Genomic DNA, 13,566 nt, shown 5'->3' with positions numbered 1-13,566 from the left:
GCTAAACCGTGGCATTCTCCAGTCGCCCGAATTCTCACTCCATCAGGTCTCGTGGAAGCTCAATGCCACGTTTTGCCACACAAAGATCGACTCTCCGAAGGTGAGTTCCGTACGGGCGGGGGGGCAGAAGGGTGGACCTCTCAACAAGGTTTTTACATATATCGGAACCATCGCTTGCTTCTGGCTGGCGGGTGGCTCGGGATTGGACAGGGGCGCGCATGGAACCGAGAGGAGCCTCACCGGCTAGCGAGGATCAGATTAGATATTCCCAATACTGCCGATTCGGCTTGGAAGATCGACGTCAAGAAGTCAACAGCCCGGCCTCCTATAACAGTGCGCCCGTGGCTTACGAAGTTGGCTGAGGATACGAGAGAAAGAGCCAGGAGAGTCTTTGCCTTTCGGGGGGCGCCAATGCCAGGTCCTGGAGGTCTCAAGATTGAACAACAAGCATGGCGGGTCGAACGGCTTAAGGATGGTGTCCGATATCGTATTGAAGAGAGTCACCCAGCGGTTGCTGCGGTAATTGAGGCTGCTGGCGGTAATTCCGATCTTGTTCGCGCCATGCTGCGCGTTGTTGAGGAAACTGTACCTGTGCAGCGAATATGGCTCGATACAGCCGAGAACAAAGACACTCCAATAACCGGCTTCTCAGGAGAGTCCGAGACGGCTTCTGACGGCGTCCGAACTGTCCTCCTTACGCTTTTTAGGGACATGGTGGCGCGACGAGGGATGAGTCCCGATGTGGCGGTCACGACCTTGTCCTTGACTGACCCTTTTCATAATTACCCTAATCTTGTCGCGTCCCTTCCGAGTCTCGCGGTAACACCCTTAGAGGGGAAAGAATAATGACGGAAGCGCAGAACAAGGTATTTCAGCGAGTCGTCAGTGTCACTCAGACATTCTTGGTTGAGGCCATGGAGAATGGCTCAATCACACCAACTCTCATCGCTGAAAAAGTTGACTTTGTAGCGACGCATATGGCCCCAGGTGAAAGTGTCGACCGGAAAGAGGCTGTTGCAGAGCTTATTCGTCGATTCAGCCTATGGATCGGTGGGGCGTCCACACTATCGGATAGAACTGGACACAAGGATTGGCTTAACACTGCCCGTAAAAGGGACTGGCGTTACTGGCAGCGCTACCGCGATTTCCTAGAGAGCAAAATGTCCATCAAGGCAGTGGATGCCTTAGATGATGCGACCAATAAAATTCTCGAACTGCTTGAGGATCCTCTTCGTGAGGAGGGCTGGGATAGGCGCGGGCTAGTGGTTGGGCATGTCCAGTCCGGCAAGACAGGTAACTACACCGGGCTTATATGCAAAGCAGCCGACGCTGGATACAAGATCATCATTGTGCTTGCCGGCCTGCACAACAATCTGCGTTCCCAGACCCAAATTCGCTTAGAGGAGGGCTTCCTTGGCTATGAGACCTCGGCGAAGAACGATGTTGTTCGCTACATTGGAGTGGGCGAGAACGGGCGCGACGCAGAGATCCGCCCCAACTGCGCTACTAACCGCTCGGATAACGGCGACTTCAATACTAAAATCGCGAAACACCTAGCTATCTCTCCGGAGCAGAGGCCTTGGTTATTTGTCGTCAAAAAGAACAAGACGGTGCTAGATCGCCTCCTCAGATGGATTCGTAACCATGTCGCGGATTCCAAAGACTCTGATGGCCGTCCGCTAGTATCAGGCTTCCCTCTGCTCCTGATCGACGACGAAGCCGATCACGCCTCTGTCGATACAGGGGATCAGGTGGTAGGCAAGGACGGCTCTGTGGACGACGAATACCAGCCTAAGGCTATCAATAGTCGTATCCGAAAAATTCTCCATTCTTTCTCCCGAAAAGCCTACGTGGGATACACCGCTACGCCGTTCGCGAACATCTTCATTGATCGGCGCAAAGCGACGAAGGAGGAAGGGCCTGATGTGTTCCCGCAGTCATTCATCATCAACATCTCTGCACCGTCAAATTATATCGGCCCTGCCCGTGTCTTCGGACTGCGCGCTCCAGAAGGTCGTGCCGGCGGTCTGCCCTTGACTCGCGAAGTTGAGGACCAAGCGGCCGGGACAGAAGAAGCTGGCTGGATGCCTCCTAAGCACGGCAAGAATCACGTTCCCTTGTTCAACGGACGTGACGAGGTGCCCCCATCCCTCAAGGAGGCGGTTTCGGTCTTCGTTCTAGCCTGCGCCGTTCGTGTCCTACGCGGACAGGGGCGCAGACACTGCTCGATGTTGATTCACGTAACGCGCTACACCGCCGTTCAGGAGGAGGTTCGTCGTCAGGTAGAGGAGTTGGTGAGGGGCTATCGCCAACGGGTGGAGCGCGGCTTCGATACAGAAAAATTGATGGCGGAGTGGCGTGAGCTCTGGGAGTCTGACTTCGTTCCGACGTCGGCAACCGTGGCGAAGGCCATGGGTGAGACTGACGGTGAATCCCACCTTCCGGAATGGGAGGATGTGGAGGGTGTTCTGGCGGATGTACTGGGCGATTTGGTCAACAGCGTCAGGGCAATCAACGGGTCAGCTGGGGACGTCCTCGATTATGCGGAGCGAGAAGAGACCGGTTTGAAGGTCATTGCTGTAGGTGGAGACAAACTCGCCCGAGGCTTGACTCTCGAGGGGCTATGCGTCAGCTATTTCGTTAGAACCACGAAAATGTACGACACGTTGATGCAGATGGGCCGCTGGTTCGGATACCGGCCAGGATACCTTGACCTCTGTCGCCTCTATACGACCTCTGATCTCATCGAATGGTTCGGACACATTGCCGACGCTGCGGAGGAGCTTCGCCAGGAGTTCGATACGATGGCTAAAGTACATGCTACGCCAGAGAACTACGGCATGAAGGTTCAATCGCATCCTATTCTAATGGTTACTTCGCCTATCAAGATGCGTAGCGCCAAAAGTCTGCAGGTATCGTTCTGTGGCTCGGTTCTTGAGACGGTCGCGTTCCATCGTGACCTTTCTGTCATTGAACGAAACTTAGTAGTCATGGAGAGGCTTCTTGAAGCTGCCGGAGCTCCCAAGGAAAGAGATGCAATCGTCCGAAAACGAGGCGGAAGCGATCAGGAGTGGAAAGGGTTCCTCTGGGATAACGTCCCCGCAGAACACGTCATCGAGTTCTTTTCCGGATATCTGACTCACCCTGCTGCGCGAAAGGTCAACAGCGCAGTTCTGGCTGACTTCGTTAAGGTGATGGCAGCTAGGGGGGAACTCACGTCTTGGACTATTGCACTCGTAGGCGGCAGTGACGGAAAGGATTGCATACTCTGCGAGAAATATGCTCTGGAAAACATGATTACTCGAAGCCAAAACCCAAGCTCGAAAGGGGAGCATTACTCCATTGGGCGTCTTCTTTCGCCTAGAGATGAATCGATTGATCTCGATGAGGATGCCTGGATGGCAGCTCTAAATCTCACCATCGACGATAGGATGATGGATCCTGCGCGAAGAACCGAAGAAACAGGCAAAGACCAGCCTAAAGCACCGAGTGGGGTCTTTATGCGACAGGTTCGCGGGTTGGGTGCGAAAGGAGTCCTCGGCCATCCCGAGCGAGGTCTTCTACTCGTATACCCTATTGACCCCAGAGGTGCAGGATTCCCTGAAGACGCTGCACCCATCATAGCCTTCGGAGTGAGTTTCCCTGCAAGCCGCTCGACGACGACGGTCAAGTATGAAGTGGATCACTTACTCTGGGAGACTGAGTATGCGCCGGCCTATTGATGAGTTCGTGGCAGCTTGGGGCGCGCTTTCTGGGAGTCGGGGGGAGGAAGGAGGTTGGCTTGGCATCGCGGTGGCTTCCGCCGGGAAATGCGAGCTCATGGCTGCCAGGCGGTGTCCGGGCAATGAAGAGTCTCTTCTTGCTCGTTTCCCGACGGCTCGGCTCGGATCGTCCGAGCGCCTTCCTGAGGGTAGGGGCTTCGAAATAGTTCGAGCGGATCCTCGTGGCGACGGCAAAACCTGGATCGCCTTATCACGGAAGGAGTCCGGCAGCTCTGAGCTGTTCGCAGAAATGGTCAGTGACGTTGCTGGAGCCATGGATGTTTCCGCAGTAGAGGGGGAGGATGCTGTTTTACGGACAATGTTGCGTAGGGTTCGTATGTGGCAGCAATTCATGTCTCGTGGCCCTGCTCCTCTAAGTCCCGAGGCTGAGCTTGGCCTGATGGGTGAGCTCGTCTTTATGGTTGCTCTAATGGATTCCGGAGTCGCGACTGAGGAAGTGCTCAGAGGCTGGGTTGGGCCCGACGATGCGCTGCAGGATTACCTGTTGGGTGACGGAGCGTTTGAGGTTAAAGCGACGATGTCCTCGTCTGGTTTTCCAGTGAAAATTGCCTCCCTTGAGCAGTTGGACGACTCGATTGCATCGCCACTTTTTCTTGCTGCGATACGGTTCAGTTCTGACGACGGGCTCACCCTTCCTGAAATGGTCGCGGATGCTACGCAACGCCTTGATGGAGAGCCAGGAGCAATCAATTTTCTCAGAGATAGGCTTATGATCGCCGGATACTCCGAGATTCACTCTACCCATTACACCCGCAGGTTTGAGCTGAAGGAGATGCGAATTTTCGTTGTGTCTGAGGGCTTTCCTCGGCTTACTACGGGCAACACTCCTATAGGCGTTACGAGAGCCCTATACGAAATTAATCTGGACCACGCTGGTGACTTCCTTTCGGACTTCGACGCGGCTCTAAAACTATTGGGAGTAACTGGATGACGCTTGATGAGTTTTTCGCGGAGACCAAGGTTGAGATAGCGACTCAGATGTCTGATGGCGCCCCCTTTGGCGAACTAGTTTTTTCCGAAGTTGTGATGCAGCACCTTGTTGATGCTGGAATGACTTTTGATCCTGTGGTCTGCCACTTTCAGGGAAAGGTAGGCAATGCGAATTTGCGTTTAAGTGGCTATGCCATGTCTGAGGACGCTGACCAGCTTGACCTGTTCGTAAGTTTGTACGAAGGCTTCGAAAGCCTCAGTCCGATTCCCGACCAAGACATCAAGACCGCAGCGGCCCAATGCGTTCGTTTCTTAGAGCTCTGTGCAGCCGGGCGTATTGCTGAAAAACTCGATCCATCAAGCGACGTCCATTCGCTCGCGCTGACAATTCGAGAAATTTATGACGGACTTGAACAGGTTCGTGTTTACGTACTCACGGACGGTATAGCTAAATCGAAGAGCTTTAAAGCACGTGATGTTGGCGGAAAGTACGTGAAGCTTGAAGTTATGGATATTGAACGCTTATTTCGCCATCGTTCTGAAGGTAAGCCTCGTGACGAGCTCGTCATTGACTTCAACGAGGTATCCGGCTCCCCACTTCCATGCGTTTTCGTACCAGGTGAAACAGGGGACTATGATTACGCGCTTACAGCTATCCCAGGGGATGCACTTCGATTCGTTTACGAGAAATTTGGTCCTCGCTTACTTGAGTCCAATGTGCGCTCATTTTTGAGTGTGAAGTCCAAGGGGGTGAATGCTGGACTTCAAAATACTTTACGGAACTCTCCAGAAAGGTTTATGGCTTACAATAATGGAATTGTATTAGTCGCTGATGAGATGCGGTTGGATCGTACGGCAGACGGATCTCCCGGCATCGTGTGGTTACGTGGTATGCAAATTGTCAATGGTGGCCAAACTACAGCCTCAATTTTCTTTGCTAAGAAGAAATATGCCGACACGGATTTGAGTAAAGTCCGCGTCCCAGCCAAAATTATCGTTATGAAAGAGCAAGATCCTGCAAAGGAGGAGGCACTTGTCTCTGACATCTCCCGATATGCCAATAGTCAGAATGCAGTTCGGCAATCAGATCTATCTGCCAATAAACCATTTCATGTCGATATTGAGCGGTTGTCGCTCTCTGTATATTGCCCTGATGGAATGGGTCGATGGTTCTATGAGAGAGCCGCGGGAAGTTATAATACTCTTCTTGCCCGTGAGGGTGTAACACCAGCCAAACTCCGCGCCCTAAAAGAGTCTGTCCCTACTTCAAGAAAGATCACAAAGACTGAGTTGGCGAAGTATTACACTGCGTGGGAAGGGCGTGCTGATGTTGTTAGTCTCGGCGCTCAGAAGTGCTTTGATCGGTTTATGTCTGATATGACTGAAGTGGATTCTAAAGAAGCGATTTTTATTCCTGATGTTGCTTATTTTAAGGCTATTGTTTCTAAGGCCTTGCTATTTAAAATAGTACACAAGACAGCCCGGCCATTGGTTTCGGCCTTTCTCGCGAACGTTACCGCTTATACGGTTGCAGTAATTTCTCATGCTTACGGTAATTCTTTTAATCATGAACGTATCTGGAATAGACAAGGTGTTTCTCCCCAGCTTGTTAAGCAAATAGAAATCTGGGCACGGGAGGTCAATGATCGTCTTCATGACACCGCCAATGGCAAGATGATCTCGGAATGGGCAAAGCGCCCAGAATGTCGAGATGCTATGTTCTCCCGGCCGTTCTCTCCACCTTTGGTAGATGTGCCTGAGGCGCTTTAATACCTCAGACATTAGATATAGCTCAAAGCCACGCGAGTTTTAGTTGGCAGGGGGGAGGCAAGGGATTCGCCATCTCTCCGGGTGGGGGGCTCAGCCCCCCAATACTATCCGTTGGATGTAGTGCTCGACAGGTCACTTGGTTTGATTAGGGTTTTGGCGATGTCTGGCGATTTTTTCCTGATCTATAGGAGTCTATTACCGCTGCGACTACAGCTGCGATTTTTCTTGCAAGAAGTGGCGGTACCGCATTTCCGATCTGTGTGTACTGTTGCGTTCTATTCCCCTCGAAAAAGTAATTGTCAGGGAAAGTTTGCAATCGGGCCGCTTCTCGGACAGTTAAGCTACGGCACTGACTTGGATCTGGGTGTATGTAGTAGTGACCATCTTTAGCTATATGGGCGACAACTGTTGTAGAGGGGCCATTTTCCATCTGAACTCTGAAGCGGTCACTAAATGGGACTGAGTCAGAGGAAACGTTCTCGTGAGCTGGCAGGAGTTGTACTGGGAATTGGTGTATTTTTGGGGAGGTATCGTTAAGCTTTGCGTAGCTAGCCGCAAAAATGTACCTATGCAGATCAGACCGCATATGACTTCTTGCCTCATGCTGTAGCACCCCTTTCAGTTTAGTATCGAGGAACCACTCACGCTGCTTGGCGTTCATTTCTGGAACTACCGTCCAAGGGATAAAAGCTCCGCCGTTAGAGTTAAGCCTCTGTGCTTTAATCGCCGCATCTTTCATGGCATCGATTAACTTAGTGCGGCCGGCTACATAGGGTCGTAAAAGCAAGGAGCTGGCTTCATCCAGCGCTGATAACCAAGCTTCGAGCGAGTCTCCACCTCTTGAAATTTTGCTCCTGATTGGAGGGAGTCCTGATAGAGCCTGCCCAACTGTAAAAACAGTTTTGCTGCGCTCCATTACTAGCTTGTGAGGACTTTCCAACAAGGCGGGACAGTTCGAGGCGACGTCAGAGCGAATCCCAAGCAGGATAACGCGATGTCTAGCCTGCGGAAGACCGTGACGTTCTGCTTGAATGACAAAGTCATGTGGATCTGGTTTTTCCGCATCTTTAGGGACGACCAAAGAGCGGATGTTATATGAGAGATCTCTGGAAGGCGCCGAGAGGTCTTCTAAAATTTGCTGGAATATGTGCGAGCCACTGTGTTTTGAAGACAGTATGCCTTTAACATTTTCCATTATGAAGATTGTTGGTTTGAATTCGCGAATAATCCGCAAATACTCTTTATAGAGAAAGTGCTTTTCGTCGCTCTCAAACTCCTCTTGGGTCTCGCGTGTACGACGAGCCCGTCCTGCGACAGAGTATGCTTGACAAGGCGGTCCGCCAATGAGAACCCAATCTTCAGCGCCAACCAAGGCTTCTTTGATCCAATTGTCGACTTCGTCCGGCGAAATTTTACCAAGCTCTGCGAGCTTGGCTTCTTGTGAGGCCTCTAAGGCTTCTGCCGGTACGTCTGGATGCTTGAAAAGCTCTTCACGAGTAATTTCGCCTCGGATGTATTGATAATAAGCTTCTGGCGCTTCGCCTTTCGGAAACGCGCGAAACAATGCACGGAGGGATAATGTGGCGTGAGCGACAGGATCTTTCTCGATCGAAACGCGAAGCTGGAACTTGCGTACTCCCTTCTCATGGCCGCCAATTGAAGAGAATCCTTCCCCTAGTCCGCCAGGGCCCGCAAAGAGGTCGATGACCGGGATAGATTCCTTATATTTCATTGATTTAGTCGATGCGCCTGAGACAAAAATAAAAGAAGCGCATTGTAGCGCTCGGGAGAATTGCGGCACCGGAGATGCACGCATTTATATAGGATAAATGGTAACGGTTCACTAGGTACTCGGCAAGAAATGAACCTCGGAAAGAGGGACCGAGTTTCCACGTATACAGATGCACGGTGGGGCGTGAATTTCGCCCCATTATCCAAGCGATCAATTAAGTGACTGAAACCTATTGGACGGTACGGCTGTTACCAATCTAGCTGCGGGTATTCGAAGGTCTACAGCCGTGAGACGAAGCCCGGAAAGGCTATAGCTTTGTGATTGAGGTTAGCTCGCGCGTAAGTGTAGGTCTTTGCGGGCGCGACCATCCAGTAGAAAGTCTGCATCAATCACCCTGTGGAGGACGTTCGCGTGATGAAATTTCAGTTTATATCGTTGAATACAAAAAAGCCCTGAACAGGTCAGGGCTTTCTCACATGTCTTAGCTATTCGCTCAAGCCTGGAAAATTCGCTGGTGTAGGAATCAATCCCAGCTCAGCGCGCCGCCGGTCTGGTACTCGATCACGCGGGTTTCGAAGAAGTTTTTCTCTTTCTTCAAGTCCATGATCTCGCTCATCCACGGGAACGGGTTGGTGGTGCCCGGGTATTCTTCTTTCAAACCGATCTGCGACAGGCGACGGTTCGCGATGAACTTGAGGTAGTCCTCCATCATCGCGGCATTCATGCCCAACACGCCGCGCGGCATCGTGTCACGCGCGTACTCGATCTCCAGCTGCGTCCCCTGCAAAATCATCTGGGTCGCTTCTTCCTTCATCTCGGCATCCCACAAATGCGGGTTTTCGATTTTGATCTGGTTGATCACATCGATACCGAAGTTCAGGTGCATCGACTCATCGCGCAGGATGTACTGGAACTGTTCGGCCACGCCGGTCATTTTGTTGCGACGGCCCATGGACAGGATTTGGGTGAAGCCGCAGTAGAAGAAGATGCCTTCCAGGACGCAGTAGTAGGCGACCAGGTTGCGCAGCAGTTCTTTGTCGGTTTCGACGGTGCCGGTTTCGAACTTCGGATCGGAGATCGAACGGGTGTATTTGAGGCCCCAGGCGGCTTTTTTAGCGACCGATGGGATCTCGTGGTACATGTTGAAGATCTCGCCTTCATCCATGGCCAGGGATTCGATGCAGTACTGGTAGGCGTGGGTGTGGATCGCTTCTTCGAAGGCTTGGCGCAGGATGTACTGGCGGCACTCCGGGTTGGTGATCAGGCGGTACACGGCCAGCACCAGGTTGTTGGCAACCAGGGAGTCGGCGGTGGAGAAGAAGCCGAGGTTGCGCATGACGATGCGGCGTTCGTCGTCGGTGAGGCCTTCGGGGTTTTTCCACAGGGCGATGTCGGCGGTCATGTTGACCTCTTGCGGCATCCAGTGGTTGGCGCAGCCGTCGAGGTACTTTTGCCAGGCCCAGTCGTACTTGAAGGGTACGAGTTGGTTGAGGTCTGCGCGGCAGTTGATCATGCGCTTTTCGTCAACGGCGACGCGGGCGGCGGAGCCTTCGAGTTCGGCGAGGCCTTCGGCGACGTCGAGTTTGTCCAGGGCGGCCTTGGCGCGGATGATCGCGGCCGAGTCGTTGGCGGTCACGTTGCGCGCTTCCAGGGCAGCAGCGGCGCCGGCACCGTCAAGGCGGTCCATGTTGGCTTCGCTGGCGTGGCCGGCGTTGGCGCCTTTGATCACCGCTGCACCGGTGTCTTCGTTGTCGACTTCATCCCAACTCAACATTGAAATTCTCCTTCCTGGTACTCGAAAAATAGGTTTTTGCAGGCTTCAAGGCATTGAAATACTGCGCAGAGTGTGGTCGGTAAATACCGATACTGCACACTATGTAGTGGTGATTTGTGTTTGTGGGCACACTATATGGTGTGTAACAAAACAGGTCAACGCACAAGATGTGCGGTCTTGGGTCGCGGCACATCGCCGGTTGAGCTATAAAACCTGGGTTCATTGGCTGCCGGTGGAATTTCAAGGGAATGAAAAACGTACTGATCCGATCCGCCCTGCTGGACGACGCGCAAAGCATCTTCGAGGTGCATAAGCATTCCGTCGAAAACCTCTGCACGGGCGACTACGGCCCCGAGCAGATCGCCATGTGGCTCAACGGCCGCTCACCCGCGACCTACCGCGAGGCCATTGCTGCCGGCAACCTGTGGCTGGCACACACCGACAGGCTGCAGGGTTTTATCGAAATCGACGGCCATGAAATCAGCAAACTGTTTGTGCGCGGCGATGCCGCCGGGCAGGGCATTGGTGCGCGCCTGCTCAATGAGGCCTTGCAGCGCATCAAGAACGCCGGCCATGCCAAGGCCTGCCTGGAAGCGACCCTCAACGCCGAAAACTTCTATGCCGCCTTCGGGTTTCGCAAGGTCGGCGAGGGCACCTTCAGTCGGGGCAACAGCCCGGTGTCCATCGAGATTATCAAGATGGAGCTCGCGCTGTAGCGGGGGCATGATAAAAACTCACAGCCCCATGACTTTTAATGGTTACGGGCGCTTTTGCCGTCAGTGCTAAAAATTCGCCAACCAGCTCCCCATAACAACAATGAGCGTTTGCGAAAATGAAAGCACTTGATCTGTACATCGGCGAAGGCTTCGAAGGCCCAGGCGTCAATGCTGCCCACATCAATATTCTGATCGGCCCCCGCAACGGCCCTGCCGGCCAAGCGTTCGCCAACAGCCTGGCGTCCCCAAGCCAGGGCCATTGCCCATTTATGGTGATCGCCCAGCCGAATATCCCGGTCAAACCCATGACCCTCTACGTCAACAAAGCCGCGATCGGCAGCGACCTGCACGGCAACGCCACCTGGGGCGCGTCCCAGGCCGGCATCGCCAAGGCGGTGCTCGAAGCCTTGCTGGACGGCACCTTGCCGCCCGAAGCCGAAGACGAGTGGGCGATTGTCACCGCCAACTGGGTAAACCCAGGCTGCGACGACCTCGATGCGGTCTACCTGAACAACTACAACGCCTGCCGCACCGCCATCCGCGCGGCCCTCAATGGCACGCCGTACACCGCGCAACTGGCTGATGTGGTCAACCACATCAGCAACCCTTTCTACACGCCAAAGGCCTGAGGAGACTGCCATGCAATACATTCGTTTGGGCAACTCCGGCTTGCAAGTCTCGCGTCTGTGCCTGGGCACCATGAACATGGGCACCCCGGACTGGAAACCGTGGATTTTCGATGAAAAGCAAAGCGAGCCGATCGTCGCCCACGCCCTGGACAACGGGGTCAACTTCATCGATCTGGCCGACTTTTATTCCGCAGGCGTCGGCGAAGAAGTGGTGGGGCGCATCCTCAAGCGCGTGGCACGGCGTGAAGACATTGTGGTCACCACCAAGGTCGGCTACGGCACCCGCAGTGGCATCAATGCCAGCGGCCACTCGCGCAAGCACATCATGGACAGCATTGACGCATCCCTCAGCCGTCTGGGCATGGATTACGTCGACGTGTTCATGCTGCATTACTTCGATGTGAACACCCCGGTCGAAGAAACCATGGCGGCGATGAACGACATCGTGCGTTCCGGCAAGGCTCGCTACATCGGCGTGTCGACCATGCTCACCGGTCAACTGGCGAAAATCCTCATGGCCTGCGAACGCAATGGTTGGGTCAAGCCGATCAATATGCAGCTGCAACTGAACTGCGCCTACCGCGAAGAAGAGCGCGAGATGATCCCGTTCTGCCGCGACCAGGGCCTGGGCGTCTCGGTGTTCAGCCCGCTGGCCCGTGGCCTGTTGACCGGCGAAGTGCAGTCGACGCGCAACCAGACCGACTTTTTCACCCAGCAGATGTACAGCGACCAGGCCTCGTTCGACATCGCCCATTCGGTTCAGCGTGTGGCGCGTGCCCGTGGTGTGTCCAATGCACAGATCGCCCAGGCCTGGGTCGCCAACCACCCAGGCGTCGACGTGATGCTGGTGGGCGCCGACACCACCGCGCAGTTCGACAGCGCGCTGGCGGCCTTGGACACCCAGCTCGACGCCGAAGAACTGCACGAGCTGGAACGCAATTACACCCCGTGCGACGTGATCAATGATTACACCGCCGGCAAGCGCATCCTGCGCGAGGCCCGCCCGGGCCTGGACCGTTTCAACCTGATCGAGGCCGTGGCATGAACCCGCTGATCCGTACTGGCAACTACATCGATGGCCAATGGTCCAGCGGTGGGCCGAGTTATCCGGTGGTCAACCCGGCCAATGGCGCGCTGATCGTTGAGGTGCAACGCGCTGGCGCTGAAGAAACCAACCTGGCCATCGACGCCGCCAACCGCGCACTGCCGGCCTGGCGCAAGCTCACCGCCAAGGAACGCAGCCAGCGCCTCAAGCGCTGGAGCGAGTTGATGCTCAGCCATCAGCAAGACCTGGCCCGGCTGCTGAGTCTGGAGCAGGGTAAACCCTTGGCCGAAGCCATGGGCGAAGTGGTCTACGCCGCCAGCTTTCTGGAGTGGTTTGGTGAAGAGGCCAAGCGTGCCTATGGCGACGTGATACCGACCCACAAGGCCGACGCGCGCATTATTGTGACCAAGGAAGCCATCGGCGTGGTCGCGGCAATCACGCCGTGGAATTTCCCGCTGGCCATGGTCACCCGCAAAGTCGGCCCGGCGTTGGCGGCCGGTTGCACGATGATTCTCAAACCATCGGAAGAAACGCCGCTGTCGGCGTTTGCCCTCGCGGTACTGGCCGAGCAGGCGGGCATTCCGGCCGGTGTGTTCAATATTGTCTCCGGCGATGCGGTGGCCATCGGCGGCGCGCTGCAAGCTTCCAGCGTAGTGCGCAAGCTGTCGTTCACCGGCTCCACGCGCACCGGCAAACTGCTGATGCGCCAGGCCGCCGACACGCTTAAAAAAGTCTCGCTGGAACTGGGCGGCAACGCGCCGTTTATTGTGTTCGACGACGCCGACCTGGACGCTGCCGTCAAAGGCGCCATGGCGTCCAAGTTCCGCAACACCGGGCAGACCTGCGTGTGCGTCAACCGTTTCTTCATCCAGGACAGCGTTTACGACGCCTTCACGCGCAAACTGGCCGAAGCCGTCAGCGCCATGCGTGTGGGCAGTGCGCTGGACGGCGACACCGAGCAAGGCCCGTTGATCAACGCAGCGGCCTTGACCAAGGTTGAAGCGCATGTGGGCGATGCGCTGGAGAAGGGCGCCAAACTGCTCTGCGGCGGCCGTCGCCATGCATTGGGCGGCACCTTTTTCGAACCGACCATTCTCACCGAAGCCCATGGCGACATGCTGATCGCCCAGGAAGAGACCTTTGGCCCGGTGGCCGCGTGCTTCCGTTTCAAGGATGAAGCCGAAGTGC

9 protein-coding genes are annotated in these 13,566 nt (G+C 54.8%); 7 read left to right on the top strand and 2 right to left on the bottom strand.

Annotation, left to right across the window (positions count from 1 at the left end; all coding sequences use genetic code 11):
- The first annotated feature begins 845 nt into the window (after nt 1–845).
- From FEM54_RS10010 to FEM54_RS10000, 3 genes are read left to right on the top strand one after another with little or no spacing between them, the layout of a single operon-like run.
- Nucleotides 846–3,722, top strand: a complete 2,877-nt coding sequence (locus FEM54_RS10010) for a Z1 domain-containing protein (protein WP_138450692.1) — start codon at nt 846–848, stop codon at nt 3,720–3,722.
- On the top strand, nt 3,673–4,713 hold the full coding sequence (locus tag FEM54_RS10005; protein WP_240792727.1) for a PD-(D/E)XK motif protein: 1,041 nt from the start codon (nt 3,673–3,675) through the stop codon (nt 4,711–4,713). Before FEM54_RS10010 ends, FEM54_RS10005 begins: the two co-directional genes overlap by 50 nt.
- The gene (locus FEM54_RS10000) at nt 4,710–6,482 is read left to right on the top strand and encodes an AIPR family protein (RefSeq protein WP_138450690.1); all 1,773 of its coding nucleotides are present in this window, start codon (nt 4,710–4,712) and stop codon (nt 6,480–6,482) included. The genes FEM54_RS10005 and FEM54_RS10000 overlap by 4 nt, the downstream gene beginning before the upstream one ends.
- Nucleotides 6,483–6,627: 145 nt before the next feature.
- Here the strand turns inward: FEM54_RS10000 and FEM54_RS09995 are convergent, their stop codons facing one another.
- Both FEM54_RS09995 and FEM54_RS09990 read right to left on the bottom strand, forming a co-directional pair.
- On the bottom strand, nt 6,628–8,214 hold the full coding sequence (locus FEM54_RS09995; RefSeq protein WP_138450688.1) for a DNA cytosine methyltransferase: 1,587 nt from the start codon (nt 8,212–8,214) through the stop codon (nt 6,628–6,630).
- A gap of 523 nt (nt 8,215–8,737) precedes the next feature.
- Nucleotides 8,738–9,988, bottom strand: a complete 1,251-nt coding sequence (locus FEM54_RS09990; protein ID WP_005788524.1) for a ribonucleotide-diphosphate reductase subunit beta — start codon at nt 9,986–9,988, stop codon at nt 8,738–8,740.
- 248 nt (nt 9,989–10,236) lie between these two features.
- Between FEM54_RS09990 and FEM54_RS09985 the strand changes: the two genes are divergently transcribed.
- The 4 genes from FEM54_RS09985 to FEM54_RS09970 form a co-directional block, all read left to right on the top strand.
- Nucleotides 10,237–10,704, top strand: a complete 468-nt coding sequence (locus FEM54_RS09985) for a GNAT family N-acetyltransferase (RefSeq protein ID WP_017138438.1) — start codon at nt 10,237–10,239, stop codon at nt 10,702–10,704.
- Nucleotides 10,705–10,820: 116 nt separating this feature from the next.
- A complete protein-coding gene (fae, locus tag FEM54_RS09980; protein WP_017138437.1) occupies nt 10,821–11,333 on the top strand; it encodes a formaldehyde-activating enzyme in 513 nt (170 codons plus the stop codon).
- Nucleotides 11,334–11,343: 10 nt separating this feature from the next.
- Entirely contained in the window at nt 11,344–12,378 is a 1,035-nt protein-coding gene (locus tag FEM54_RS09975; protein WP_138450686.1) for an aldo/keto reductase, read from the top strand.
- Nucleotides 12,375–13,566, top strand: a 1,192-nt coding sequence (locus tag FEM54_RS09970; RefSeq protein ID WP_138450684.1) for an NAD-dependent succinate-semialdehyde dehydrogenase, incomplete at its 3' end; no start/stop codon positions are given. The genes FEM54_RS09975 and FEM54_RS09970, both read left to right, overlap by 4 nt.

This window comes from Pseudomonas edaphica (genome assembly GCF_005863185.1).
GTDB classification, from domain to species: Bacteria; Pseudomonadota; Gammaproteobacteria; order Pseudomonadales; family Pseudomonadaceae; genus Aquipseudomonas; species Aquipseudomonas edaphica.
Note: the sequence above shows the minus strand (reverse complement) of the source record. Positions and strands in the feature narration are given on the sequence as shown.

What these genes read in the sequence shown, in the direction of transcription:
- FEM54_RS09975 (WP_138450686.1), top strand. Translation starts at nt 11,344, where the DNA reads ATGCAATACATTCGTTTGGGCAACTCCGGCTTGCAAGTCTCGCGTCTG.
- FEM54_RS09995 (WP_138450688.1), bottom strand. Translation starts at nt 8,214, where the DNA reads ATGAAATATAAGGAATCTATCCCGGTCATCGACCTCTTTGCGGGCCCT.
- fae (WP_017138437.1), top strand. Translation starts at nt 10,821, where the DNA reads ATGAAAGCACTTGATCTGTACATCGGCGAAGGCTTCGAAGGCCCAGGC.
- FEM54_RS10005 (WP_240792727.1), top strand. Translation starts at nt 3,673, where the DNA reads ATGAAGTGGATCACTTACTCTGGGAGACTGAGTATGCGCCGGCCTATT.
- FEM54_RS09985 (WP_017138438.1), top strand. Translation starts at nt 10,237, where the DNA reads ATGAAAAACGTACTGATCCGATCCGCCCTGCTGGACGACGCGCAAAGC.
- FEM54_RS10010 (WP_138450692.1), top strand. Translation starts at nt 846, where the DNA reads ATGACGGAAGCGCAGAACAAGGTATTTCAGCGAGTCGTCAGTGTCACT.
- FEM54_RS09990 (WP_005788524.1), bottom strand. Translation starts at nt 9,988, where the DNA reads ATGTTGAGTTGGGATGAAGTCGACAACGAAGACACCGGTGCAGCGGTG.
- FEM54_RS10000 (WP_138450690.1), top strand. Translation starts at nt 4,710, where the DNA reads ATGACGCTTGATGAGTTTTTCGCGGAGACCAAGGTTGAGATAGCGACT.